Annotated in this window: 30 protein-coding genes; 15 read left to right on the top strand and 15 right to left on the bottom strand. The window is 56.9% G+C overall.

The window, feature by feature from the left end:
• Positions 1 to 5: 5 nt before the first annotated feature.
• The 4 genes from F1C16_RS18070 to F1C16_RS18085 all read left to right on the top strand — a co-directional run bounded on the left by F1C16_RS18070 (position 6) and on the right by F1C16_RS18085 (position 5,776).
• Positions 6 to 1,520: a right-handed parallel beta-helix repeat-containing protein gene (locus tag F1C16_RS18070; RefSeq protein WP_185281985.1), complete on the top strand. Its 1,515-nt coding sequence runs from the start codon at positions 6 to 8 to the stop codon at positions 1,518 to 1,520.
• Positions 1,521 to 1,692: 172 nt separating this feature from the next.
• Positions 1,693 to 2,127: a secondary thiamine-phosphate synthase enzyme YjbQ gene (locus F1C16_RS18075; protein ID WP_185281986.1), complete on the top strand. Its 435-nt coding sequence runs from the start codon at positions 1,693 to 1,695 to the stop codon at positions 2,125 to 2,127.
• Between the two features lie 63 nt (positions 2,128 to 2,190).
• On the top strand, positions 2,191 to 2,787 hold the full coding sequence (locus F1C16_RS18080; RefSeq protein WP_185281987.1) for a hypothetical protein: 597 nt from the start codon (positions 2,191 to 2,193) through the stop codon (positions 2,785 to 2,787).
• A gap of 166 nt (positions 2,788 to 2,953) precedes the next feature.
• Positions 2,954 to 5,776 carry a prolyl oligopeptidase family serine peptidase gene (locus F1C16_RS18085; protein ID WP_185281988.1) on the top strand — a complete coding sequence of 941 codons (2,823 nt, stop codon included), beginning with the start codon at positions 2,954 to 2,956 and terminating at the stop codon, positions 5,774 to 5,776.
• A 98-nt stretch (positions 5,777 to 5,874) separates the two neighbouring features.
• Here the strand turns inward: F1C16_RS18085 and F1C16_RS18090 are convergent, their stop codons facing one another.
• From F1C16_RS18090 to gpmI, 3 genes are all read right to left on the bottom strand, one after another.
• The gene (locus tag F1C16_RS18090) at positions 5,875 to 6,699 is read right to left on the bottom strand and encodes a PKD domain-containing protein (protein WP_185281989.1); all 825 of its coding nucleotides are present in this window, start codon (positions 6,697 to 6,699) and stop codon (positions 5,875 to 5,877) included.
• A gap of 106 nt (positions 6,700 to 6,805) precedes the next feature.
• Positions 6,806 to 7,396, bottom strand: coding sequence for a hypothetical protein (locus F1C16_RS18095; protein WP_185281990.1), 591 nt, complete (start codon positions 7,394 to 7,396; stop codon positions 6,806 to 6,808).
• On the bottom strand, positions 7,389 to 8,942 hold the full coding sequence (gene gpmI, locus F1C16_RS18100) for a 2,3-bisphosphoglycerate-independent phosphoglycerate mutase (protein ID WP_185281991.1): 1,554 nt from the start codon (positions 8,940 to 8,942) through the stop codon (positions 7,389 to 7,391). The genes F1C16_RS18095 and gpmI overlap by 8 nt, the downstream gene beginning before the upstream one ends.
• A 144-nt stretch (positions 8,943 to 9,086) precedes the next feature.
• On the opposite strand from gpmI, the gene F1C16_RS18105 reads away from it, so the two are divergent.
• The 6 genes from F1C16_RS18105 (at position 9,087) to F1C16_RS18125 (ending at position 12,920) form a co-directional block, all read left to right on the top strand.
• Positions 9,087 to 9,485, top strand: a complete 399-nt coding sequence (locus F1C16_RS18105) for a DUF4783 domain-containing protein (RefSeq protein WP_185281992.1) — start codon at positions 9,087 to 9,089, stop codon at positions 9,483 to 9,485.
• A 208-nt stretch (positions 9,486 to 9,693) separates the two neighbouring features.
• Positions 9,694 to 10,554: a carboxylating nicotinate-nucleotide diphosphorylase gene (gene nadC, locus F1C16_RS18110; protein ID WP_185281993.1), complete on the top strand. Its 861-nt coding sequence runs from the start codon at positions 9,694 to 9,696 to the stop codon at positions 10,552 to 10,554.
• Positions 10,555 to 10,694: 140 nt separating this feature from the next.
• Positions 10,695 to 11,300 (top strand): hypothetical protein, encoded by a 606-nt coding sequence (locus F1C16_RS18115; RefSeq protein WP_185281994.1) that lies wholly within the window; start codon positions 10,695 to 10,697, stop codon positions 11,298 to 11,300.
• Between the two features lie 104 nt (positions 11,301 to 11,404).
• Entirely contained in the window at positions 11,405 to 11,779 is a 375-nt protein-coding gene (locus F1C16_RS18120; RefSeq protein WP_185281995.1) for a hypothetical protein, read from the top strand.
• Between the two features lie 164 nt (positions 11,780 to 11,943).
• Positions 11,944 to 12,039: a heavy metal-binding domain-containing protein gene (locus F1C16_RS23400; RefSeq protein WP_374940606.1), complete on the top strand. Its 96-nt coding sequence runs from the start codon at positions 11,944 to 11,946 to the stop codon at positions 12,037 to 12,039.
• A gap of 137 nt (positions 12,040 to 12,176) precedes the next feature.
• Positions 12,177 to 12,920 carry a ZIP family metal transporter gene (locus F1C16_RS18125; RefSeq protein WP_185281996.1) on the top strand — a complete coding sequence of 248 codons (744 nt, stop codon included), beginning with the start codon at positions 12,177 to 12,179 and terminating at the stop codon, positions 12,918 to 12,920.
• A 199-nt stretch (positions 12,921 to 13,119) separates the two neighbouring features.
• Here F1C16_RS18125 and F1C16_RS23260 read toward each other — a convergent pair whose 3' ends face one another.
• The 4 genes from F1C16_RS23260 to F1C16_RS18145 all read right to left on the bottom strand — a co-directional run bounded on the left by F1C16_RS23260 (position 13,120) and on the right by F1C16_RS18145 (position 16,682).
• Complete coding sequence (locus F1C16_RS23260) at positions 13,120 to 14,682, bottom strand: OmpA family protein (protein ID WP_185281997.1); 1,563 nt, start codon at positions 14,680 to 14,682, stop codon at positions 13,120 to 13,122.
• A 164-nt stretch (positions 14,683 to 14,846) separates the two neighbouring features.
• Positions 14,847 to 15,182: a chaperone modulator CbpM gene (locus tag F1C16_RS18135; protein WP_185281998.1), complete on the bottom strand. Its 336-nt coding sequence runs from the start codon at positions 15,180 to 15,182 to the stop codon at positions 14,847 to 14,849.
• 123 nt (positions 15,183 to 15,305) lie between these two features.
• Positions 15,306 to 16,229, bottom strand: coding sequence for a DnaJ C-terminal domain-containing protein (locus tag F1C16_RS18140; RefSeq protein ID WP_185281999.1), 924 nt, complete (start codon positions 16,227 to 16,229; stop codon positions 15,306 to 15,308).
• Between the two features lie 105 nt (positions 16,230 to 16,334).
• On the bottom strand, positions 16,335 to 16,682 hold the full coding sequence (locus F1C16_RS18145; RefSeq protein ID WP_185282000.1) for a DUF3140 domain-containing protein: 348 nt from the start codon (positions 16,680 to 16,682) through the stop codon (positions 16,335 to 16,337).
• 169 nt (positions 16,683 to 16,851) lie between these two features.
• Between F1C16_RS18145 and F1C16_RS18150 the strand changes: the two genes are divergently transcribed.
• Positions 16,852 to 17,262 carry a DUF6799 domain-containing protein gene (locus F1C16_RS18150; protein WP_185282001.1) on the top strand — a complete coding sequence of 137 codons (411 nt, stop codon included), beginning with the start codon at positions 16,852 to 16,854 and terminating at the stop codon, positions 17,260 to 17,262.
• 174 nt (positions 17,263 to 17,436) lie between these two features.
• Here F1C16_RS18150 and F1C16_RS18155 read toward each other — a convergent pair whose 3' ends face one another.
• The 3 genes from F1C16_RS18155 to F1C16_RS18165 are packed head-to-tail and all read right to left on the bottom strand — an operon-like array spanning position 17,437 to position 18,933.
• Complete coding sequence (locus tag F1C16_RS18155) at positions 17,437 to 17,628, bottom strand: hypothetical protein (RefSeq protein WP_185282002.1); 192 nt, start codon at positions 17,626 to 17,628, stop codon at positions 17,437 to 17,439.
• Positions 17,629 to 17,648: 20 nt separating this feature from the next.
• The gene (locus tag F1C16_RS18160; RefSeq protein ID WP_185282003.1) at positions 17,649 to 18,047 is read right to left on the bottom strand and encodes a septal ring lytic transglycosylase RlpA family protein; all 399 of its coding nucleotides are present in this window, start codon (positions 18,045 to 18,047) and stop codon (positions 17,649 to 17,651) included.
• Between the two features lie 31 nt (positions 18,048 to 18,078).
• Complete coding sequence (locus F1C16_RS18165) at positions 18,079 to 18,933, bottom strand: glycoside hydrolase family 25 protein (protein WP_185282004.1); 855 nt, start codon at positions 18,931 to 18,933, stop codon at positions 18,079 to 18,081.
• Positions 18,934 to 19,044: 111 nt separating this feature from the next.
• Between F1C16_RS18165 and F1C16_RS18170 the strand changes: the two genes are divergently transcribed.
• On the top strand, positions 19,045 to 19,314 hold the full coding sequence (locus F1C16_RS18170) for a VF530 family DNA-binding protein (RefSeq protein ID WP_185282005.1): 270 nt from the start codon (positions 19,045 to 19,047) through the stop codon (positions 19,312 to 19,314).
• 177 nt (positions 19,315 to 19,491) lie between these two features.
• Complete coding sequence (locus tag F1C16_RS18175; RefSeq protein ID WP_185282006.1) at positions 19,492 to 19,815, top strand: hypothetical protein; 324 nt, start codon at positions 19,492 to 19,494, stop codon at positions 19,813 to 19,815.
• A 58-nt stretch (positions 19,816 to 19,873) separates the two neighbouring features.
• Here F1C16_RS18175 and F1C16_RS18180 read toward each other — a convergent pair whose 3' ends face one another.
• The gene (locus F1C16_RS18180; protein WP_185282007.1) at positions 19,874 to 20,257 is read right to left on the bottom strand and encodes an Hsp20/alpha crystallin family protein; all 384 of its coding nucleotides are present in this window, start codon (positions 20,255 to 20,257) and stop codon (positions 19,874 to 19,876) included.
• A 425-nt stretch (positions 20,258 to 20,682) separates the two neighbouring features.
• Here F1C16_RS18180 and F1C16_RS18185 point away from each other — a divergent pair, with 425 nt between their 5' ends.
• Both F1C16_RS18185 and F1C16_RS18190 read left to right on the top strand, forming a co-directional pair.
• Positions 20,683 to 21,225 carry a hypothetical protein gene (locus F1C16_RS18185; RefSeq protein ID WP_185282008.1) on the top strand — a complete coding sequence of 181 codons (543 nt, stop codon included), beginning with the start codon at positions 20,683 to 20,685 and terminating at the stop codon, positions 21,223 to 21,225.
• Positions 21,226 to 21,269: 44 nt separating this feature from the next.
• A complete protein-coding gene (locus tag F1C16_RS18190; protein ID WP_185282009.1) occupies positions 21,270 to 22,043 on the top strand; it encodes a PPK2 family polyphosphate kinase in 774 nt (257 codons plus the stop codon).
• 42 nt (positions 22,044 to 22,085) lie between these two features.
• On the opposite strand, the gene F1C16_RS18195 is transcribed toward F1C16_RS18190, so the two are convergent.
• The 4 genes from F1C16_RS18195 to F1C16_RS18210 all read right to left on the bottom strand — a co-directional run bounded on the left by F1C16_RS18195 (position 22,086) and on the right by F1C16_RS18210 (position 24,651).
• Positions 22,086 to 22,346 (bottom strand): acyl carrier protein, encoded by a 261-nt coding sequence (locus F1C16_RS18195; RefSeq protein WP_185282010.1) that lies wholly within the window; start codon positions 22,344 to 22,346, stop codon positions 22,086 to 22,088.
• Positions 22,347 to 22,440: 94 nt separating this feature from the next.
• Entirely contained in the window at positions 22,441 to 22,836 is a 396-nt protein-coding gene (locus F1C16_RS18200) for a biotin/lipoyl-binding protein (RefSeq protein WP_185282011.1), read from the bottom strand.
• A gap of 154 nt (positions 22,837 to 22,990) precedes the next feature.
• The gene (locus tag F1C16_RS18205; protein ID WP_185282012.1) at positions 22,991 to 23,452 is read right to left on the bottom strand and encodes an Rrf2 family transcriptional regulator; all 462 of its coding nucleotides are present in this window, start codon (positions 23,450 to 23,452) and stop codon (positions 22,991 to 22,993) included.
• Between the two features lie 170 nt (positions 23,453 to 23,622).
• Positions 23,623 to 24,651: a Gfo/Idh/MocA family oxidoreductase gene (locus tag F1C16_RS18210; protein ID WP_185282013.1), complete on the bottom strand. Its 1,029-nt coding sequence runs from the start codon at positions 24,649 to 24,651 to the stop codon at positions 23,623 to 23,625.
• Between the last annotated feature and the right edge of the window lie 97 nt (positions 24,652 to 24,748).

Below are 24,748 nucleotides of genomic sequence, written 5' to 3' on the forward strand. Positions count from 1 at the left end.
GCCTCATGCGCTACCTTCTGCTTTCTCTTTTTCTGCTGAGTTTCACCCTACTTCTGCTACCCGGCTGCGAGCCCAAGGCAGATATCGTGACGACGGACAGCAGCGCACGGCTGGAGTTTTCGCAGGATACAGTGCTGTTTGATACGGTGTTTGTGCGCACCGGCACGGCCACGCGGCGGCTGTGGGTCTACAACCGCAACCCCCGCGCCGTGCGTGTAGAGCAGATTACACTGGCTAACCCCGGTGCCTCACCCTACCGCTTGCTGGTAGGCGGCGACGCCGGCCCCAGCATCAATAACGTGGAAATTCGGGGGCGCGACAGCCTGCTGGTGCTGGTGCGCGCCACCATCGACCCGACGCCCGGCGATGCCAAACCGTTTATCGTAACGGATGACCTGCGGTTTCGCACCAACGGCAACGACCAGCAGATTGCGTTGCTAGCCTACGGGCAAAACGCCTACTTCCACAATGGCGAAACCCTACCCTGCAACACCACCTGGACCAACGACAAGCCCCACGTCATCTACAACTCGGTGCGAGTAGACTCGGCGTGTACGCTCACCATGCAGCCCGGTACGCGGGTGTACTCGCACGCGGGTTCTATTCTGATTGTGGCCGGTACGCTGCGCGTGAATCCTGACTATCAGCCCGGTACCGACTCAGTGGAGGTTAATGATGAAAACATCGTGCGCTTTGCCGGCGACCGGCTGGAGCCGTTCTACGACAATATTCCGGGCCAGTGGGCGGGTATTCAGTTCCTGGCCAGCAGCCACGAAAATGTGGTGCGCTACGCCGAAATCAAGAATGCTGCCTACGGCTTGCTGCTGTTCAACTACCGCAACCTCCTACCCCGACCGGCGGTGCGGGTAGAAAATACGGTTATCCGCAATATTTCGGGGCAGAGCATCAGCTTTGCCAGCGCTGCCCAAACCTTACCCACTGGGGCCGGGGTGCTGAGCCTGTCGGGTGATGTGGAGATGCATAACTGCCTGATTACAAACTGCGGCGAGTATGCAGTACTGGGGGTAGGCGGTGGCAATTTCACGTTTGACTACTGCACCATTGCCAACTACCGGGGCAATTTCAACCGCTCTACCGAGTCGCTGACACTCAGCAACGAGGCGCCCAGCACGGTGGCCAAAGGTCCCTACCCCCTGCGCCTGGTAATGCGCAACTCCATTGTATGGGGTGGGTTGCGGGATGAGCTGCTGTTGGCAAATGGTGCTCAGTATCAGCAGGTAGCAATTCAGAATAGCTTGTTGCAAACAGAGCGCTACAAAGCAGTTACTAGCACAGCTACTGCGTTAGGCTTTGGCAATAGCGGCAACGTGCTCAACCAAGACCCAAAATTCCGGCGTACGCCTAATCTCTACCCCAATCGGTTTGACTACCGCCTCGGCCCCATGTCGCCGGCCAGCAACAAAGCCGTGCCCCTACCTACTCTCCCGCACGACCTATTAAACGCCCCCCGCGACCCGCGTACGCCGGATATGGGCGCCTACGAGCGCGCAGCGCCGTAGAAGGGTAGGGAATAAGTAGACCTTCCGTTTGTTTATCTGTCATCCTGAGCTTGCGAAGGACCTTCTCACGGTAGCACGAGTCGTTGTTACGCCTGTTGTTCTCGTGTGAGAAGGTCCTTCGCAAGCTCAGGATGACAAGCGTATTTTTCATCACCACATCAGCACATCAATCATGCTCTGGATTCAGAAACGACTGCGCTTGCCGGCGGTGCGCCGTGGATTTCATTTGATAACTGACCTGCTGACGGCCGAACTGCCTGAGCTGGAGCAGATTGAAATGGGTACGGCGCATTTCTTTATTCAGCATACTTCCGCCAGCCTCACCATCAACGAAAACGCCGACCCTACCGTGCGCCGCGATATGGAGGAGTATTTCAACCGCGTGGCGCCCGAAAACGCGAGCTACTTCCAACACACCCAAGAGGGCTCCGACGATATGCCGGCCCACTTGAAGGCCGTGCTGCTGGGTAGCTCCGTCACGGTGCCCATCACGCGGGGCGAGCTGGCCCTAGGCACCTGGCAGGGGATTTATCTGGGAGAGCATCGCAACCACGGCGGCCGGCGCTGGGTAGTGGTGACGCTGATGGGAAAAAAATCAGATAAATAACGCCTGAGTAAAAGCAGAACCCTCCTTTTCTGCGTATACTCTACCACGCTAACCTCCATGCCTATGCTTCTGCTTGCTACCTGTTTCTCGCGCTCTGGCAGCCATGCCCTCACGCTGAGCTGTGGCTTGCTGCTGGCTACGGGATGCCAGGAGAAGAAACCAACGGCTTCGGCGCCACCCATTGCCCGACCGCGGCCCGCGTCTGCGCCGCCGGCTGCCCCAGTGCCGCCTAAGACGGCGAAAACAGCCTGCTCGTTGGTAGATGATGAGGTAGCCGAAGACCCTTTTGGAGCCGAAATTACGGTGGCCGATTTGCAGCAGGCTGGCGCTACCATTGTGTCGCGCACACCGTTCAAGAACCGCCACGAGCGCAACCAGGTAGATACCATTCTGGTGTTGCGCCACCACGGCAACCAGTTCGAGTTTTACCGGGCCGCCGAAAAAGACTTGCTGCGTGAAGTAACTGTCACGGACTTTGCCCCGCAGTATGGCCAGCAGCTCCAGCAGAAGCTGGGTAGCGCCTACCGCGCCCGCTACGCCCGCCAGACCGGCAACTGCGACAGCCTCCGCATCGGCGACTCCAACCGCCTCAACACGGTAGCTATGACCCTGCACAAAGGTCAGCTTAGCGCCGTGCAGGTGCAGTATTACGTGGACTAAGGTTATATAAGCTGTTAGCCTGTAGCTGTTAGCTGATAGCTTTCGGAATGGAAGCTATCAGCTAACAGCTACAGGCTAACAGCTTATATAACTTGCAACCTTATAGCCGATAGTTGTGCCTTTAGAGCTACGTCAACTGTTGTCTGTCTGCTACTCTTTCGTGCACATGCGTTCTTCCCTTCTTCTGCTTACCGGCTTGCTGTCCGCGCCAGCCTTTGCGCAACAAGCGCCCAAGAAACCCCTCGACCACTCGGTGTACGACCAGTGGCAAAGTGTAGCGGGCCAGCGTATTAGCCACAACGGCAAATACGTGTTGTTTCAGGTGAAGCCCCAGCAGGGCGACGGTACGCTCTACCTCAAAACGGCTGGCAACCAAACGCTACGCCAGATCAGTCGGGGCGATTCGGCCGTCTTCTCGGCTGATTCTAAGTACGCGGTGTTCAGCATTAGCCCGCGCTACCAGGACGTGCGGCAGGCCCGCATCAAGAAGAAAAAGCCCGACCAGATGCCCAAGGATTCGCTGGGTATTTATGGGCTGAGCACTGGCAAGCTCACGAAGTATGCCGACGTGAAGTCTTTTCAATTGGCCGAAGAAGGCACGGTGCTGGCGTTTCTGGCCACCAAGCCGCTGCTGAAAGACACACTGAAAAAGGCTCCTGTGGATACGGTGAAAAAAATCACCGACAAGCTGCTGGAAACCCAAAAAGGCGGCGCCATCCTCACCATTCTGAACCTTGAAAAAGGGCAGCCGCGCACCTTCGAAGCAGTGACGGACTACAAGGTGAGCAAGTCGGGCAACAAGGTGGCGTTTGCAGTGGCCGCGCCCAAGGGCAACAAAACCGTGCGCTCGGGACTGTTTGTGTTTGATGTGGCGACGGGCAACCTACGCCAGCTCAGCGCCGGCAAGGGCACCTACAAAAACCTAGCGTTCGACGACGCGGGCAAGCAGCTGGCTTTCACCGCCGAAAAGTACCCCGAAAAAGCCCTTAGCAAGCCGTTCACACTCTACTATTCTGACTTTGCCGACAGTGCCCGCGTGCTGCTGGCGCCCAGCGCCAACGGGCTGAAAAAGGGCTGGTCGCCCAGCGGGTTCGGCAAAGTGTTGTTCAGCGAAAACGGCGAGAAGCTGTTTTTCGGTACCGCGCCCGATCTGATTCCGCAAGACACAACCCTCGTAGAATTTGAGCACGCCAAGCTCGATATCTGGAACTACAAGGACGACTATCTGCAACCCATGCAGCTGAAAAACCTGAAAAAGGAATTGCAGCGCAGCTACCTGGCGGTGGCCTACCCCAAGCATGGCGGCAAGTACATTCAGCTGGCCGACGAGTACTTGCAAGACGCTTACATGGCCGATAAAAAGAATGCGGAGTACGTGCTGGCGGTGACCGATACCGCCAACCGCGTGGCCATGCAGTGGCAGGGCAATACCATGAAGCGCGCCTACCTGGTTTCCACGCGCACCGGCGAGCGGGTGGCCATCAATCCTAAGGGTAGTAAAAGCCGGTTCCAGCTTTCGCCTGGCGGGCAGTACGCCATCTGGTACGATTACGACGCAAAAGGCTGGTTTGCCTACTCGGTGGCCAACCGCAAAACCATCAACCTGACGGCCAAAGCTAAGGTAGACTTCACGGACGAGGAAAACGACTCGCCTACCGACCCCCAGCCCTACGGCATTGCCGCCTGGACCAAAAACGACGACGCCGTGCTGCTCTACGACCGGTACGACATCTGGAAGGTAGACCCCAAAACCGGCGCGGCTTCCAACTTCACCAACGGGGTAGGGCGCCAGCAGAAGCTGCGGTTCCGCTACGAAATACCGGTAGCCAAGCAGGATTTCATTGAGCCCAAAGATGAGCTATGGCTGCAAGTGCAGGATGAAACCACCAAGCAGTGGGGCTACTACAAAAAGAACATTACCAGCACCAAAGCGCCCCAGCGGGTAACGCTGGTGCCCATGGCCTACTCGCAATTGATGCAGGCCAAAAACGCCGACGTGTTCCTCTACACGAAGACCAGCGTACAGAACCCCGCCGACCTCTACGTGAGCCGCAATCTGCAAAAGGAAACCAAGCTCAGCAACATCAACCCCCAGCAGAAAGACTACAACTGGTTTACGGCCGAGCTGGTGCACTGGACCACGCCCAAGGGCTACGCCGCCACCGGCGTGCTCTACAAGCCCGAGAACTTCGACCCGAACAAGAAATACCCTATGGTGGCGTATTTCTACGAGAAAGTGTCCGACGGCCTGTACCGCTACAACGCGCCCGCGCCTACCCCCTCTCGCCTCGATATTGCCATGTTTGCCAGCAACGGCTACCTGGTGTTCACACCCGATATCAGCTACACCATCGGCGAGCCGGGCGCCTCGGCAGTGGAGTTTGTGAACTCGGGGGTGGAAGCATTAAAGAAAAATAGCTGGGTGGACGGTGCCCACATTGGTATTCAGGGCCAAAGCTGGGGCGGCTACCAGGTGGCCTACCTCATCACCCAAACGCCCATGTACGCCGCCGCCTGGGCCGGCGCGCCCGTCGTGAACATGACCTCGGCCTACGGCGGCATCCGCTGGGAGTCGGGCATGAGCCGGCAGTTTCAGTACGAGCGCACGCAGAGCCGCCTGGGCGCTACCCTGTGGGAAAATCAGGATCTGTATATCCGCAACTCGCCCTTGTTCTACCTACCCAAAGTAGAGACGCCGGTGGTCATCATGGCCAACGACGCCGACGGCGCCGTGCCGTGGTACCAGGGCATCGAGATGTTTACGGACCTGCGCCGCCTCAACAAGCCCGTATGGCTGCTGCAATACAACGGCGAGGCCCACAACCTGGTGAAGCGCGAAAACCGCAAGGACATTTCCATCCGCGAGCTACAGTTCTTCGACCACTACCTGAAAGGTGCCCCGGCGCCTGTGTGGCTGGAGCGCGGCGTGCCCGCCGTGGAGAAGGGTAGGAATTGGGGATTGGAAACGTCTACGTCGTCGGTGCGGTAGGGGGAATCAGTAAGCAAAAACTTCTTCGTTATATGAAAAGGGCTGCCGATCTACAGATCGGCAGCCCTTTTTGTGCTCACTATATGCAAGCCTTATGCTTATTCGTATTGACCCTGCAGCTTAATGTTAGAATACTGAACTGTGAATTTGTTATTCGGAATATCATCCCGCAACGTGATATTTCCAGCCTGAGTGAGATACAAGCTTTGGTAAGACGAAGAAGCTAAGTAAGTGCCGGTGGCATCCTGCATATATAACTCCAGCCCGTAGCCTACACCACTATATCCTGTTTTATTTCTCCCGCGATACTCTAGTGGGTTGGTTAGCGTGGGGATATCTAATACTAGCCGTTCTGTAAGCGGAAAAATAAGAGGAAATTGATTCTCTGTGACGTTCTGCACCAGCGGGCTCCGAAATACAACAGGCGCGTTGTAAGAAGTATATCGATTCGTAGGATCAGGATAAGTTACTTTATCAGGACCTAGTCGTACAACTGCCTGCAAAGTAGGGCGGTCAAAAATATGGGGTGGAGAGGCATTCTCAAACCGGGCAAACACAATTGCTACCTGCTTCACTATCCGGTCTAGCACTCGAATAGTGCGACTGGTTGATGACTTTTGTCCATCGGCGTTTTGGACCGTCAGGGTAAGGGAATAAGTGCCTGCTTTAGGATAACGAAATATCCTTGGGTCAGCTCCGGTTTTAATACTGTCGTTGCCCAGAGACCAAGTGTATGTATCAGCCTTTGTAGAAGTATTAGTCACTACAATCGCGTCATACGTGCCTACCTTAATGACATCATTAGAAGCCGCGCCAGCAACTGAGAAACTGGCAACGGGTGCAGGTTGAATAGGCTCTGACTCTTTATTGCAGCTAGCTAGTGCCAGTACGGAGATAAACGCGAACCGAGTAATAGTAGTCATAGTACAGTATTGAATAATATAGTTGTAATATATTCAATACCATACTCTTCCCAAAAATAAATAGCTCAAAAAGTAATTGATGAGCGACTTACACCACTACTGCTTCCTACCGCACCACCCGCGCGTTCGTCGCATAGCGCAACGTATCAAACAGCACCAGTTTCTGTACTCCTTGTACTTGGTAGGCGTCCAGCGTGCCGGCTTGGCCCCGCAGTTGTAGCTTCTTCTCGGAGTAGAATAGGGGATTGTTCTTTTGTAGCGTCGCATCAACGGAGCGGACGCCGGATGCGTCGCGCACGACAGTCAGGCGCACCACAGCATTATCGAAGCCGGGCTTACGGGTATAAAGAATTTGTCGAGTTCCGTTGGGTAGGGTAGTAGAATCCACCGCGTAAGCGCCGCGCAAGGCAGGCTTGTTGATATCGGCTTGGTAAAAAACCTGTAATTCCTTGTCCCACTCAATTTTGGGAACACGGGCGGTTTCCGGCGCGGAGCCGCGCAACGTCACGCGCTTTTCCACGGCGGGCTGCTGCTGGGCGAGGCGGGCAGCCTGGGCATCGAGGTATTCCTTGAGCGGGAAATAGGCCGGCCGCACCGTAGTAGCGGAAGCGGGGCTATCGGCCCCTGCCGACGAGCCGCAGCCCGTGGCACCGGCCCATAGCCCCGCCCCGAATAAAAAAACAAAAACGTTACGCATGAGTAGAAGTAGTGCCCGCCGCGCGCAGCAACGACTGCCCCGACATCTCGGCGGGTTGAGCCAACCCCATGAGTGCCAGAACGGTAGGTGCAATGTCGCCGAGCTTGCCATCAGCCAGGGTACCCTGGTAGTCGTTATCAACCAAGATGCAGGGCACTAGGTTTGTGGTGTGGGCCGTATTGGGCGTGCCGTCGGGGTTCACCATCATGTCGGCGTTGCCGTGGTCAGCAATGATGATGCTAGCGTAGCCGGCCGCCTGAGCAGCTTCTACTACCGCCTGGGCGCAGGTGTCGGCAGTTTCTACGGCCTTCACAGCAGCCTCAAATACGCCGGTGTGGCCCACCATGTCGGGGTTGGCGAAGTTCAGCACCACAAAATCGGCCGCATTAGCTTGCAGCTCCGGCACCAGCGCGTCGCGCAGCTCGTAGGCGCTCATTTCGGGTTGCAGGTCGTAGGTCGCTACCTTGGGCGAATTGCGCATAATCCGGCTTTCGCCCTCAAACTCGTTTTCCCTACCCCCCGAGAAGAAGAACGTCACGTGCGGGTACTTCTCCGTTTCGGCAATGCGAATCTGGGTTCTGTGGTTGGCGGCCAGCACCTCGCCCAGGGTGTTTTCGAGGTTGTCCTTCTCGAAAATCGGCGTGACGCCCGTAAACGACGCGTCGTAGGTGGTCATGGTCAGGAAATGCAGGTTCAGGCGGTGCATCTGGTAGGCGTGCAGGTCCTGCTGGGTGAGAGCCTCGGTCAGCTCCCGGCCGCGGTCGGTGCGGAAGTTGAAGAAAATAACCACGTCGCCTTCCTGAATGGTCGTCAGGGGCTGCCCGTCGGCGCCTACCTTCACAATCGGCTTCAGGAACTCGTCGGTCACGCCCTCTTTGTAGGAGTCCTGCATGCTCTGAATCAGGTTTTGCGAAGGCGTGCCTTTGCCGTTCACCAGCAAGTCGTAGGCAATTTTCACCCGCTCCCAGCGGTTGTCGCGGTCCATAGCGTAGTAGCGGCCCACAATGGAGGCAATGCGGCCGCTGGCGCCATGTTGCAGGTGCTGCTCCAGCTCATTCACGTAGCCTACGCCCCCCTTGGGGTCGGTGTCGCGGCCGTCGGTGAAGGCGTGGATGAATACATTGTGCACTTCCTGGTCGCGGGCCAGGGTGCAGAGGGCTTTCACGTGGTCGATGTGCGAGTGCACGCCGCCATCGGAGAGCAGTCCTAGCAGGTGTACTGGCTTTTGGTTGGTACGGGCGTACTCAAAGGCCTTTTCCAGCGCCGGAATGGAACCCAACTTCCGGTCACGAATAGCTTTGTTGATGCGCACCAGATCCTGGTACACCACGCGGCCGGCACCAATATTCATGTGCCCTACCTCTGAGTTGCCCATTTGCCCCTCGGGTAGCCCCACCGCCTCGCCCGAGGCCTGCAGCTTGCTATGCGGATAGCGTTGAAACAACGAATCGAGGAAGGGCGTACGCGCTTTATCGATGGCGGATACTTCCTTATTCTGGGCCAGCCCCCAGCCGTCCAAAATGACCAGCAATACCTGTTTGTTCATGCAGCAAAGATAACGTACCTGGCCCGGAACGGGCACAATTTGTTGTGTTCTTCCCTCCGGAAAGAAACCGCACAACATACGCAAACCAGGAAGCGGCTGTTGGCATAATTTTAGCAATCGGAGGTGAAGTATACTTTTTCCAATATGAAACGCACTTTTACCCGGGTTTTCCTCTTCCTGTGGCTCACGCTAAGTACGCTTGCCGCGTACGCCCAGGGGGACGCCTTGCTTGCTGCCCGTACGGCTATTAGCAATGGCTCCTCGCGTGATTTGGCCCAGTATTTTGCTAATACCGTCGAGTTAGGCTTCGACGGGGACAAGCAAAGCTACAGCGCTACGCAGGCTGAGTTTGTGATGAAGGACTTCTTTGCCAAGAATGCAAGCAGCGGCTTCGAGTATATTCACAAAGGTGCTAGCCCCGAAGGTGTGCCCTATGCCATCGGTAAATATGCCAGTAAAAGCGGCTCTTATCGGGTTTTTGTGAAGATGAAGTCGTTCAACGGTGCTATCAAAATCGACACGATTGAGTTTACCAAAGAGTAAGCATTCTGATTTTTAGAGAAGGTTTGTGCATTTGCCCCGCGATGCCTCTTCGTACTGCCCTCAACGCCCCCGTAGCCAGCTGCTGCGGGGGCGTTGTGCGTACTAACTATTGCGTCGCTGCCGAGGTTGTTTACGCCATTCCCCTGTAGTTGCGCAGGCCATAGCGTTTCCACACCGTTATATCAGCCCATTTTTCTATTTTTGCCCTGTGAAAAATACCCCCTACCTTACCCCAGACGCCCTGACGACGTTTATCCGCACGGCGCTGGCCGAAGATGTAGGCGATGGGGACCATTCCACATTGTCCGCCATTCCGGCTGCCGCCCGCAAACGCGCCCGACTGCTGGTGAAGGGCACAGGCGTGATTGCTGGGGTAGAGTTGGCCCAGTTGATTTTCCGGGAAGTGGATCCGGCCTTGCAGATAACCGTCTACCTGCCCGATGGCAGCCGCATCCAACCCGGCGACGTGGCCTTTGTAGTAGAGGGCCCTGCCCGTAGCATTCTCACGGCTGAGCGGCTGGTGCTCAACTGCATGCAGCGCATGAGCGGTATTGCTACCATCACGGCCCGCCTCACCGAGCTGCTGGCCGGCACCAAGGCCCGCCTGCTCGATACGCGCAAGACTACCCCCAATTTTCGTTTGTGCGAGAAGTGGGCTGTGGTCATAGGTGGGGGCGTAAACCACCGCTACGGGCTGTTCGACATGATTATGCTGAAGGACAACCACGTGGACTACGCTGGTGGAATCCGGGCGGCCATTGAGGCTACGCATGCCTACCTGGCGAGCACCGGCCGCACGCTACCCGTGGAAATAGAAACCCGCACTCTGGCCGAAGTGCAGGAAGCCCTGGACACGGGCGGAATCTCGCGTATCATGCTCGATAACATGACGCCCGCCCAAATGCACGAGGCCGTAGAATTGGTAGCCGGCCGCTACGAGCTGGAAGCTTCGGGGGGCATCACGGAAGAAACTTTGGCCGCAGTAGCTGCCACCGGCGTCGACTATATCTCGGTGGGTGCCCTCACACACTCGGCCGGCACGCTGGACATGAGCCTGAAAGCATTCTAAGGTACTGATTTTCGATGAGTTGGTGTGCTGGTGGACGAGCTGGTTATTGGCTCGGAAACAACACTTTAACTAATTAGGAACATATCAACTGTCAGAAAATCAGCATATCAACCCATTAAAAATCAGCACATCAATATACCATGCAACAACCTAATCAGCGAGGAGTGCGGCAGGCGCAACAGCCCTCGCCCCTCGCGATTCGCACGAAGAAAACGCAGCTCGATACCAATACCTACACGCGCCTAGCTATGGCGCAGGTCTGGAAAAAGGAATGGTGGTACGCTCTCATCCCGTTTGTAGTGGGAGTGCTGCCTGCCTTGATCTGGCCCTCGTGGTGGTGGTTGGCGTCGGGGGTAGTGCTTACGGTGCTGTACGTGCTGCTACGTTCGGCGCAGATTACGGGCGTGACGCAGATGGAGCAGAGCAAGCCGCTATTTGAACGCGTGAGCTACGAAATCGACAACCGCCAGCTCATTGCCCGCCTCAACGAAAAGCAGGGCATGAACATCGGCTGGGAAATGATTGGCCGCGCCCGCGTGGCACCCGATGGCTACATGCTGTACCTGAAGCAGGGCGAGGCCCCGCAGGAGCTGGCCGGCTGGCGCCGCTGGGTGGCCCGCACCTTCGACGTGCCAGTGTTTATGCTGCTGCCACCGCGCATCTTCAACTCGCCCAATGATATCAAGCTGTTTGAGGCTATTTTGCGGCGCAAAAACCTGCTGCCCGCCGAAACCAAAGCAGCGTAACATTTGGGTGGCGCCGCGGGTACATCTGTGTGTACCTTTGTGCTCGTAAGCAGGTAAGCTTCCTTTTTTACGTAGTCCGCTTCGGCATTTTCTTCCTTATTGATATGACCAAAAAACTTCTGCTCTCCGGCCTTGCCCTGGCCACCCTCGCCCTGAACGCGTGCAGCAGCGAACCTTCGGATTGGCGTCCGGATAAGAAAGTATCGACAGACCTAGTTGCCCCTGGCACGCGCTCTGATACTTACTTTATGAATGAGGGAGAACAGCAGGGTGGCAGCAAGCCTGAAACGCAGGCAAATGGTGCTGCTATCCCACGCCCCATCAACTCGGGCGTAACGCTTGACGAGCGCGCTATGCCTAATCCAAAGAAAACGGTGTCGGCTAACGACCAGGAGATTCGGCATGAGCAGGGCGAAGCCGCCCAGGAAAAGGCAAAAGCCCGCTCCCGCTCGGTACAGGACGACGACTCGCACCAATAGAGATGGATTTTTCGTTGGGCCAGTTGATGCTTCGTCCGGCAACGGGTTTGCTGCTAGGGGCAATGTTGCTGCTAGGTGCTTGCCAGTCGGAGCCAGCTACCACCGCCGCGCCTGCCAACACAGAAGCAGTTACTCCCGCGCATACCGCTGCCTATGTGTGCCCCATGGGTTGCCAGGGTAGTGAAAGCAATAAGCCGGGTAAATGCCCTGTGTGTGAAATGGATTTAGTTGCTAACCAGGCTACTCCAGCTACAGAATAGAATCAACGAAAACTTATTTTTTGCAACGTTGTTTCAAAATAATGTCTGTTAAATACCCGAAAAGAAAGGGGGCGCGGATAGCGCCCCCTTTCTTTTCGGTGTGAGAGTGGCAGGCATTTTTCTTTTTAGAGCATCGTATGTGGCTTGCCATTTTTAGTTTGTTCCTGACGGTGTTGGGAGCTGGTTTGTTGACCAGACTAGTGCCTACCCTGCATACCGTTTGGCTGAAGCCGCTGCTGGCTTTTGGGGGAGCCTACCTGTTCACACTCACTGTAATGCACCTGCTGCCGGAGGCGTTGCTGCTGCTGCCAGAGCAACCCCACCGCGTGGGCTACTATGTGCTGGCGGGTTTTTTTGGGCAGTTGCTGCTAGAGGTGTTTTCGCAGGGGGTAGAGCATGGGCATGTGCACGCCCACGCCCACGAGCGGCCGATAGGCCGGGTGCCTTACGCGTTGCTGGGCGCGCTGGTCTTGCATTCTTTCTTGGAGGGTAGTATTCTGGTTAAGGCGCCGCAGGCAGGCGACGTAGCAAGTAATCTGTATGCCGTACTGATTGGTATTACGCTGCACCACATTCCGGCGGCATTTGCGCTGATGGGCACCCTGCTGTTGCAGTTGGGCAGCTTCCGGCGGGCACTGCCCTACCTATTGCTGTTTGCTTTAGCCGCACCGGCAGGCATTGTATTTAGCAATTATATAGTACTGGAACAGCTGCTCCACAGCGGGTGGTATGCTGCCCTGTTAGGCTTGGTGGCCGGCAACTTTCTGCATGTATCGACTACTATCCTATTTGAAACCAGCCCCGAGCATCATCTAAACACCCGCAAACTGGTGGCTACACTGGCCGGTGCCCTGCTGGCCCTAGCCGTAGACGTGCTATAGCGCAGGGGACTAACAGGAGTTAGAAAAGCAACTGTTGTCCTGTATGTTACGGAGAGCAGTATGGAATGGCAAACCATTACAACCCTTCTACCACAAAACCCAAAAAGGCGGCCTGCTGTATAGCGGGCCGCCTTTTCAATTAACGGAGGGTAGGGGAAAGCCCTACTTCCGTACGGGAGCTTTACGAACCGGCGTTTTCTTAGCCGGCGCTTTTTTTAGCCTTGCTGGCAGGCGCAACGGGTTTTGTTTCGTTCAGTTCCTTCAGGGTAGGCTGAGGGCCATATTTGGCCTCAGCGGGGTTCGTGTCGCCGGGCAGGTACAGGTCGAAATCCACGCGGCGGTTGAGGGCGCGGCCGGCCTCCGTATCGTTGGTGGCAATAGGCTTGCTTTCGCCATAGCCCCGCGACTCAATGCGCGACTCGGCAATGCCTTTTTCAATCATATACTGACGGGCACTGGAAGCGCGGTCGTACGACAGCTGCTGGTTATAAGCGTCGCTACCCTTGCTGTCGGTATGGCCGGCAATGCTCAGGTTATAGTCGGGATACTCATTTAGAATGCTTACCAATTGCTCTAGCTTGGGGTAGGAAGAAGGCTTTAAGGCCGCTTTGTTGAACTCAAACTGGATGTATTTAGTAGCCTCGTTGAGCACCTTCTTAGTTTCGGCTTTCACCTCGGGGCAACCTTTGTTGGAAGCTGGGCCTGGCGTGTTAGGGCAGCGGTCCTCGTGGTCAGGCACGCCATCACCGTCTTTATCCAATGGGCAGCCGGTAGTGTCAACGGCTACGCCGGCGGGGGTGTTGGGGCACTTGTCGTCCTTGTCAGCTACACCATCCCCGTCGGCATCGGGGCAACCTTGCAGCTCTGGCTTGCCAGGCGTATCGGGGCAGGCATCCTCAGAGTCACGTACGCCGTCACCGTCGCGGTCGGGGCAGCCTTCCAAGGTAGCTAGGCCTTTCTCGTCGGGGCACTTGTCCTGGTAATCGGGTACACCGTCACCGTCGCGGTCAAGCGGGCAGCCGTTTTCGTCAACAGCTACACCAGCCGGGGTGCCAGGGCACTTGTCTTTGCGGTCTGACACACCATCGCCATCTTCATCTTTGGCTTTGCCGAAGGCAAGGTTCAGCCCTGCCGAGTGTTGCAATAACCGGTCGTCCCAGCCGTCGTTGTCGTGGTTGGGGTTGCCATCGAGGTTCGCTTTGTAGCCTACCACCTGCGAAGTCTGCACAAAAATGCCAAGGTTGCCGCTAATGCGGAAGTTGATACCCAAGGCAGCCTGACCGGCAAATTTAGTTTCGTCGCGGCTGAATACAGTATTCCTATTATTCAAACGATACTGCCCATCGCTGCTGTAGTACAGAATACCGGGCGCCAACAGGATGTATGGCTGAATAAAGGCGTCTTCCTTCAAAGCCCAGCCATTGTTCAGCATCAACTTAATGGGCACATTCGCACTCACCACGTTGGTGTTGAAGTTGCTGCTGTTGGTGCCCAACGATTTTTTCAACTCCACATAGCTACCCTGCAAACCGATGCTCAGGCCAGGGGCAATGTATTGGTTGATGGAGATGCCAGGTCCCCACTTCGCACGGCTGAAGTCCCAGTAGTCGGAACCCAGATTGCCTTTGTACTGAAAACCATTAGCCGAAATACCGACAACCGTTTTGTACTCAGAGGTTTGTGCTTGGGTCATAAGTGGAGTTAAGGCGCTGATGGCCAGGCCCGCACTCAATGCCCGAAGGGTAGAGAATGTCAAAGACATATAAATAAAGAAGAGAATTGAATGATTCTGGTCGTTGGAATTTGACCGGCCAGCACAGAATTATACCACCCTTCACCAGAAAGGTTACTCTCTATCTATATTTCCGAAAGCTAATTTTTTGACGCACTATCGAGTTGGGTTGCGAACGGGTATAATCACTTGATTTATAGATACTCGTCTGCTTCCAGCGTGCGCCCGCTGCCATATACAAATTGCTCTAATTGCAGGGCGCGGGCCCGCTGCCGCATCAGCTCCTGCTGGAGCTGCTGCATGCGGCGGCGCATGGCCAGCACTACATCGATGGCCGTGGTGCTCAGGCCTAGTTCGTGCTGAAGACGGGCCAGGCGGGCTAGGTGTTCGGGCTCGTCGCGGATGGTGTCGGGGGCGCCGGGAGCAAGCTGTACCAAGCCCAACTCCACAAACTCGCGCAGGTCCTGCTCACGCAGGCCGTACGTGGTGGCGCAATCGTGATAAGTAATCGTGATGACGTGCGTTTCCATGTTGCTGATTATCAGTGATTGGTTGTTGGTTATTAGGAGGATAGTAGTTAGTTATCAGCAGGTAGTTGCCAGTTAAATGGTACCAGCAACTACCTGCTGACAACTAACCGCTACCCTCTAACATCACTCATTGCGCAGTGCGGCTAGTTGACGGAACAGGTCTTTTTCCTGCTCGGTGAGTTGCTGGGGTAGGCTGAGGGTAAGCCGCAGATACAAGTCGCCAAACTGGCCGGGCTGGTCGTAGACCGGGAAGCCCTTGCCCCGCAGACGCAGGCGAGTGTCGTTTTGAGTTTCGGGCTTGATCTTGATCTTAACGCTACCTGATAAGGTATCCACTACCTGGTCGCCGCCCAAAATAGCCTTATACACACTCACGGGTACTTCCTGGGTCAGGTCGTTGCCGGTGCGGGTATAGCGCGGGTCAGGCTCAATGCGGAAAGTGAGGTACAGTGAACCGGCCGGGCCGCCGTTGAGCCCCGGCCCGCCTTGGTTGCGCAGCCGAATGGTTTGGCCGTCTTCCATGCCCGGCTTCACCGTGAGGCGTAGGTTTTTGCCGTTCACAGTGATGGTGCGCGGGCCGCCCTGGTAGGCTTCTTCTAGAGTCAGTACCAACTCGGCTTGGTAATCCTGGCCGGCGCGGGCGCGGGTGCCCCCGGCCCGGCCGCCGCCCATGCCGCCGAAAATATTGCCGAAAAAGTCGGAGAAGTCGGCCCCGCCAAACGGGTCCTCACTGCCCCCGCCAAACCCGCCGCCCTGTGCATACTGCGACCAATCGAAGCCGCCGCCCGCGCCCTGTGCGCCACCCGCGCCTGCTTGCTGATATCGCTGCCAGTCGGCGCCGAGCTGGTCGTACTTGCTACGCTTTTCTGGGTCGCTGAGCACCTCATTGGCCTCGTTCACCTCCTTGAACTTACGCTCCGCTTCGGGGTCGTTGGGGTTCACGTCGGGGTGATACTGGCGGGCCAGCTTGCGGTAGGCTTTCTTGATCTGGTCGGCCGTCGCGTTTTTTTCTACGCCCAGGGCCTTGTAATAATCCTTGTAGTCCAAAGCAGTTGATGGTTTGATGTGCTGATGGAGGAGGTATGCTGGGCTGCTGATGGACGCGCTGCATAAAGCAACAGATCAATCAGCAGCACAACAGCACATCAAAAACTATTTTTTCAACGGGTCGTGGCCCCAGTTCATAAGGGAGTAGCGCCAGCGCGAATGTTCTTTGTCTTTCTCAGGACCCTGAGCCGAGTGGCGGCTGATGTAGCTGTGCACCTTGTGCATATGGGCGTAGTCGTCGTCGGTAAGGTCGGCTGTCTTCTTGTGCAGAATGTCGATGATGTGCTCGCCCGACTTATGGCCGATGCTTTCCCCGTCGCCGCTGTCCTGTCCTACCTCCTTCGACTCATCAGTTTTCAGCCACTTCTCCAGCTCGGAGGCCGTCATGTTTACTTGGTCTTTGAACTGCTTATATACTTCTTCGTTTTCGGTGTCGTTAGAGGCTTTGCTCATGGTAGTGGGAGAATGAAAGGTCAGTAGATCCGGACAGGGGAAACACCCGTATTTCTTACCAAAAACGAGTGGCAGCGCCTTCTGGTTACTGCCATGTTGCTGACTGGCAAATCACCTGCTACCTAGCGCCGGCTCCTCACCACACTCTTCATCTATTCCTACCCTACCCATGAAAGTTACCGTACTTCTCGCCGCCTTGTTGCTGAGTAGCACCGCCCTAACAGCCCAGGCCCAAACCACCCCATCCGCCCGCAAAACAGTACAGCCCAAACCCCGTGTGACGCCTAAAGGAGCCACCATGAAAGAGGGTTTTATGATGAAAGATGGGCAAGTGATGCGTACGCAAAGCGGCGCCACCAACCCACTGCGCGACGACGTGACCCTACCCAGCGGCGTCAAAGTAGCCACCAACGGCACGCTCACCGCCACCGATGGCCGCACCGTCACCTTGCAGGAAGGCGACATGGTATCGCCCACAGGACGCCTCACCACGGCCGCCTCCGTGGCCGCTCAGGACAGCCTGGCCCGCGCCACGATGGACAAAGCCAAAAGCGGCAAAAAGAAGGGCAAGCGGAATTAGAGGCTGTTTGCGTTGAATAGTGAACGGTGTAGAGACGCATACTTGCGTCTCGTCGTTCGCGCCAGATGGCCGAAATCGTTCAACGACGAGACGCAAGTATGCGTCTCTACATCGTTCTAATGCCCTTTTTTAGCGAATGCGAGCATCTTCTCAGCAGCCTGTCGTCTTGCTACCTTACTCTGAGTAGTCGCGTAGGATATCAAAGGCCTCTGCGTCGTCTTTGGCCTCCACCACTTCATCCATCACAAACTGAATTTCGGCTTCTGACCAGTGCTGGGCCTCGGCCGCTTTCACAAAGGCGCCCAATGCCACAAACCGGCTGGTAGCAGCAGGAAACGACCATTTCACTTTTTTGCGGATACGCATAAGGTAGGGATAAGGGTGAATCAGCGAACGGCCCGCACCACTTTCAGCTGCACAGGCGCCACGCCCGCATCCAGCATCCCGATCTTACGGGCGGCCTTGCGCGACAGATCGATAACGCGGCCTTTGACGTGCGGCCCCCGGTCGGTGATGGTGACTTTGACGGAGCGGTGGGTGCTGGGGTTGGTCACGCGCACCACAGTGCCGAAGGGTAGGGTATTGTGCGCCGCCGTGCGTCGGCCGGGGCGGTAGGTGCTGCCGCTGGCCGTTTTGCGGCCATTGAATTTATCGGCGTAGTAGGAAGCTTTGCCGGTCTGTGTGAAGGCGTTGCGTCCGCTACCGCAGGCAGTGAGCAGCAACAAGCCACCCAAAAACAGCCCCGGCCAACGTAGGCAAAACCGGTAAAAAAGAGGTATGGGCATGGCACGAAAGTAGGCGAAAAGCGGCAATTGCCTACCGGTTAGGCTTCGGGGTAGGGCGCGGCCGAGCCGGAATCCGTAGGCTGCGTAGCCGCTCAAAGCTTCCCTGAAATACGTTGAAATCGACGGTGCCTCGGATGCCAGGTACATACGATTCGTCGGAGTGCTGCCAGATAATCCACTTGTCGGCGGGTAGGCGGGGGGTGTCTACCTCGTAGTGCGCCAGCCACAGCGGGTACTCATCGAAGTGTCCGGCCAGGTAGCGCCGGTAGAAGCCGTAGTTGGAGTAGAGAATGGGCCGCACGCCGTAGTGCCGCTCCACCAGCCGCATCCAAGTAGCCAGGTTGCGGCGCATGGTGGCTACATCATGAAAATTGGGGGCCTCTACGTCGAGCACGGGGGGCAGGTCGCCGGCTTGCAGAGGCACGGTGCGCGTGAATAGGTTGGCCTGAGCCGCACCATCGTAGTTGGGCTGAAAGAAGTGGTAGGCCCCCCGGTATACGCCTGCCTTGCGGGCGCCCCGCCAGTTGGCCCGGAAGCGCGGGTCGCGCAGCGTTACGCCCTCCGTGGCCTTAATAAACGCAAACTGCACCTGGTGCCCCGCTACCAGCTTCCAGTTGATGCGGCCTTGGTAAGACGATACATCGATGCCGTGCACGGAATAGCCGGCCAGTAGCGGCGTGGCCTCCAGGCCCGTGAGGTGGCCGGTAATGAGGGTGGCGTAGGTGTGGCGCACGTAGCGGTGTAGCTGCCGCCGATAGCGCACATACACGAACAACGTTCCTACTAACAGCAACACCGCCACTAGCCGCCACGTGCGCCGAATGTTGGCGGCGCGGGCAGCCGCAGCAGCGGTAGCACGACGGGAGCGGTTGGTGAGAGTAGCCACACCGAAAGTAACGCAGGATTTCGACGCGATGGTGCCCAGCGGCGCGTAAAAAATGCCTTTTTTTACCTTGATGCGTATCTTTCGGTCTGTATAATACTTTTACTTGCTACCATGCCTACCTCTTCCGCCTCTGAAGCCCGCGACGAAAACGGCCACCTCATCCGGGAGCTGCACGGCGTCACGCTGGCGCACATTCTGGAGTATCTGGTAGCGCACTACGGCTGGGAGGGGCTAGACGAGCGCATCCGTATCAACTGCTTTGCTGTCAACCCAAGCATCAAATCCAGCCTCACGTTTCTGCGCCGCACGCCTTGGGCACGCACCAAGGTAGAAGACCTCTACATCCATACTCGCACAAAGGAAGTGAGTGGTGAACAGTGAAATGATGAATAGACAGTAGCAAAAACGGCTGTCATCCTGAGCAGAGCGAAGGACCTTATCACAGTAGAACGACGTCCATACCAACGACTCGTTCAACAGTGAGAAGGTCCTTCGCTGCACTCAGGATGACACACGTATATTTACTCACAACTTCACCACTCACAACTTCACCGCTTCATGGCTGATGTAACCGAGAAAAACGGCTTTCTGACGTGGCTAGCAGGTCTAGGGCTGTTTGTGGCGTTTGAGGTGGCGGTGTACTACCTGCTGCGGTTTGCTACCTCGGGCCTGGGCGAGAGCAACCAGCTACAGGCCGAAAACACCATTGTCAGCAACTGGGTGAAGACGGTGGTGTTTCTGCTGCTACACCTGCTGCTGGTGGTAGTGGCCGTGTTGGTGCTCAGCAACCAACTGCCGCGCCGCTACCGTGGCCAGCTGATGGGCTGGTTTTACCTGTCGCTGCTGATGGGCTTTGTGCTGCTGATTCCGTTGTTTGGGTAGGATAGCCACAAAAAAGCCACCCGTTGGGGTGGCTTTCGGTTAGGGTAGGGAGTGAGTTCTACCGGATTTTAATATCGATTTCGCGCCCCTTGGTGGCGTTGTCTTTGTATGGGATGCGGATACGCAGTTCGTTGCCTTCGTGTACGGCGTCGATGCGCTCCAGGTCCAGGCCGGCGGGAATGGCCAGCGTTTGGTTGAACAGTGGCGCAGCCAGCTGGTCATCGGGCTGGTGGCGGTATTCGCAGAAAATGGTCAGGTTACGGTCGTTCAGCAGCACGTGGAAGTTTTCGGGGTTGATGGAGGGAGCCGCCACCCGAATAACCACGCCCTTTTCGCGCTTATCTACCCGCAGCATAGCCTGCGCAATACCACCGCCAATCGTGTTGAGCAGATCGAGTTGCGGGGCGATGTTATGAATAAATTCTTTGCTTATCAGATTCATGGTGTTTCCTCTTCTCTTAGTTTCAACTATACTTAATCAAACGGTGTACCAGCCAAGTAATACCAGCAAAAACCGCATAATATGGCCATAATGACATATTTTCAACCAGATTTGTGTAGCAATTGTGCCATGTTGACGGTATAACGCGGCAATAAACTATTCGCTCTTACCTGATCAGTTGGAGCCGATTCTGCGTATAGGCTTCCGATATTTGACCATAGTACCTGGCAATTGCTACCCTTAATCGGGTGAGCGAAGGCCGGATACCAACAAAATACCACTCCGCTTTCAGATACGTTGTTCCGCACTGCCTATGCAGCCCATTACGTTTACTACTTCCCGCACGGCTCGCTACTACCTGTTGGGCGAGCCCGGACCCGCTATTCAGCAGGTATGGTTTTGTCTGCACGGCGAAAAACCAGCCGGTGCCAGAGCTGGCTGCTCAATTAGTTGCTCTCGATACGCCCGAGCGCCTGCTGGTGCTGCCCGAGGCGCTGTCGCGCTACGGATTGCCATCTGATGGGCAAGCGCCGCGCCGCATTGGGGCCGACTGGTTTGCGGTGGGCGACCTGGTGCCCGACCTGACGGACTTGAGCAACTACCTCGACACGTTGGCGGCGGAGGTGCTGGCCGCGTGCCCACCCGAAGTAACCGTGACGGTGCTGGGCTGCGGGCACGGCGGCGCGGCGGCGGCGCGCTGGCTGGCCGGCCAGCGCACCCGCTACGACCGCCTGATTCTGTACGCCGCCGTGTTTCCGCCCGAAATAGACCGCCGCGCTACCCTGAAAGCCCTACCCAACCGGCCTGTCACCGTCATCGCTACCACCATCGACTCGTATAAGTCGGAAGCCGATGGGCGGGCGTTGCTCGATGATCTGGACGAAGCCGGCCTGCCGGCGCGCCTGCAATACGTATCAGAAGGCCCCGTGACGCTGGCTGCCCTGGGCAGCACCACTCAGCTGCGCTGAAGCCGTGCTCGTACTATAATATTTACTACCCCTAACACCACTTCATGAACTCCACCCTACCCGACGTCGACCTGACCAAGCTGCCTACTCGCGCACCGAAGCACGTACACAAAGACGAAACCAAGCGCGAGATGCGCAAAATCCGGGAGGAGTTGGTGGAGTGGCAGGAACGCCTGTATGCTGAGAACAAACGTAGCATTTTGGTGGTGTTGCAGGGTATGGATGCCAGCGGCAAAGACGGCCTGATTCGGCGGGTGTTCAGCGGTATCAATCCGCAGGGCGTGCGGGTGTATTCGTTTAAAGAGCCTACTAAGGACGAGCTGTCCCACGATTTTCTGTGGCGCATTCACCAACGCACCCCCGGCCACGGCATGATTCACGTGTTCAACCGCTCGCACTACGAAGACGTGCTGGTCACTCGCGTAGATAAGCTAATCGATGACGCTACGGCTAAACAGCGTTTCGCGGCCATCAATCACTTTGAGGAACTCTTGCAGCAGGCCGGCACCACAGTGCTGAAATTCTACCTCAATGTGTCGGAGGAAGAGCAGGAGGAGCGCCTAGCGGAGCGTGTTAATAATCCTAGCAAGCAGTGGAAGTATGAGCCTGGCGATGACCACAAGGCCGGGCAGTGGCCCGCCTATCGCCAAGTATACGAGGACGTATTCAAGCATTGTAGCCCACCCAGCTGCCCCTGGCACCTTGTGCCGTCCGACCAAAACTGGTACAAAGCCTACGAGGTAGCCCGCACCCTGCGCGACACCCTGGCCGACCTCAACCCCACCTACCCCGAAAGCAAACTGACCCGCCCAGAGTAACATCGGGCGGGTCAGTTTGTCGTGTACGCAAGTGTCAGAGCACTATGCCACGGCCAAGTGGTGGCTGGTGAGGTGATGCTCTACGCAGTCCAACACATGCTGCACGGTGCGCAAGGTTTCCACCTCGGGGTCCGGTATCTCGATGTGGAAACGATGCTCCAAATCAATCACCAGTTCCACCGTTTCAATCGAATCCAGCCCTATATCCTCGGCCAGGCGGGAGGTAGGCAGAAGGGGCTGGGTAGTGCGGCGCCCCTTCCGACGAAGCAGGCGCTCTACTTGCTGGCGGACGAGTTGTTCCATCAGAAAAGCAAGAAAAAGGTAAACAATGGTGGACGTGTAACGTCCGGGAAGTAAAGGTTTGGTATACCTAGAGTCGAAAAAGTGGCTGTTTACTTTACTCAGTAGGCTGAAACAACAGCACCGTTTCGGTGGCGGCAAGGTAAGCGCCGGTTTCGGCTACGGTAGCCGCAATGGTGCCATCGGCGGGCGCCACCACGTACTCGAAGCCCAAGGCAGCCGGCGCCGTGCCCTGCGTGGGTAGGGTAGAGGCCATTTTGGCCAGCACCTCGCCCTGGCGTACCCGCTGACCCGGCACCACGTAGAGCTGCCACAAGCGGCCCCGCACACCCGCGGCTACCGCCTGCCCCGTTGCTACCAGTGGCGCATTGGCGGGAGCTTCTACTACAATGGCAGCTTGCGGGGTAGCACGATGTGGATGCAGCCAGTGAGGTAGAGTAAGACTACCGATGGCGGCTAGCGGGATAAAGAAAAATCCCAGGTTTTTTTTCATGATTTCGAAGCGGAAAGAATAACCGTAATCGCAACGGTTACATTTAAAGGCAGTAAGCAGAGGGTAGTGAGCGTTGTTTCGGCTTACAAATAAGATGACGTTTGAGAAGGGCGTTTACTTTAACGCACGGGGGTAAAGCACCAAAAAGAAGCTGTTAGCTGCCATCATCGGCAGGGCAGCCGCAGTCCTCGCTGTTCAAGCGCAGTCGGATTTGCCGGATCACCTCAGTGAGGGGCACGGCTGCCAGGGCTGCTTGCATGGCCTTTTTGGCCGGCCCCAACAAATCGTCGAGCGAGTCGCTGATGACGCGGCCCACGTCGCAACCAGTATTCGGGTTGGCATTGTTGACGGCGAACAGGTCGGCTTCGGGCTCCAGCATGGCGTGCAACACATCCAGCAGCGTGATATCGTCCAAGGCGCGGTCTAGGAGAGCACCACCGCCCGTACCCAACTGTGTGCGTACTAGTCCGGCCCGGCGCAAATCACCCAGTAAACGGCGCACTACCACCGGGTGCGTGCCCACGCTTTTTGCCACTACCTCCGATGATACCGGCTGCCCGTTGGCACGGGCTAGGTAAGCCAGAATATGGGTAGCAACGACGAAGCGGGTGTTCATATACAAAGTGTGTAACAGAATAGGTTACAAATATACAGGGCAAAAGGTTTATATAATAGCAGAGTTAGTGGAATGCCAGAGCTAATGCAAGCATCTAGTCGTTCTAGTAGGGTCCTTCCCTCGGCCCCTCTCCAAAAAGGGGGAGGGGCCGAGGGAAGGACCCTATTTGCTTAGCTAGCCGGCTGCTCCAACAACGCCAACTGCTGAAGCAGTTGCTCCTTGCGGATAGGGTAGGGCGCGTCGTGCCGAATGGTTTGGAACACAGCCTCGAACAGCTCTAGGTAGTTGCTCGTCAAGCCAGGGTAGGACGTGGTGGTGAGGTTGTCGGTGCCGGGGGCGGCCAGCGTGAGGCGGCCAGCGTGCTCGGGTGCTTCCTGGCCATAGCCAGGCTCGGTAGGGCGCATGCCGGCTTGCAGCTGTGCCTCCTGCGCATCGGAGCGCATCTTGCTGAAGCTGCCGCGCGTGCCGTGCAGCACAAAGGCTGGGCTTGGCTGCGCCACGAGTAAGCCGCTGGTGAGGAACACTTCCAGCCCCTCGGGGTAGCGCAGGTGCAGGTGGAAGTAGTCGTCTACCCGGGAATAAGGGCGGTGGCTGGTCAGGGTTTTGGTGCAGCTGAGCGGTGCCCCAAACAAGCTGATAGCCTGGTCCAGCAGGTGCGGCCCCAAGTCGTAGAACAGACCGGCGCCGGGGCCGGGCTCTTCCTTGAATTTCTTAGCGTTGAGCGGCGTTCTGAACCGGTCGTAGCGGAAGTGCACCTCGTGTAGCTTGCCGAGCTGCCCGCTTTCTACCACGGCCCGTACGGCTTGGAAGTCGCTGTCCCAGCGGCGGTTTTGGTAGGCCAGGAAGTGCCGGCCTTGCCGCTGCGCCAGCTCCAAGAGCCCTTCTAGCTCAGGAGTGGTAATGGCCACGGGCTTTTCTACCAGCACGTGCTTGCCTGCCAGTAGGGCCTGGGTAGCCAGGTCCACGTGCGTGTTGCTGGGTGTGTTTACAATCACCAGTTCCAGCTCGGGGTCGGCCAGCAGCGCCTCTACGCTGGGGTAGCTCTGGATGGTAGGGTAGTCTTGGGCGGCGCGCTGCTGGTGGCGCTCCGTTACGGCGCGCAGCGCGAAACCAGGGTGAGCCGCCACAAAGGGCGCTTGAAAAATCTGGCCCGACATACCGTAGGCCAGCAAACCTGTTTGAATAGGAGAAGCTGTCATGCCCAAAGATACACGCAATGACCAGGGTAGGCTGCGTGCCCGCGCTGCACAATTTGACCAATCCTATGGGTTCCCCGTATGTTTAGGCAACAGACTT

It is taken from the genome of Hymenobacter sp. NBH84 (assembly GCF_014217645.1).
GTDB lineage: Bacteria > Bacteroidota > Bacteroidia > Cytophagales > Hymenobacteraceae > Hymenobacter > Hymenobacter profundi.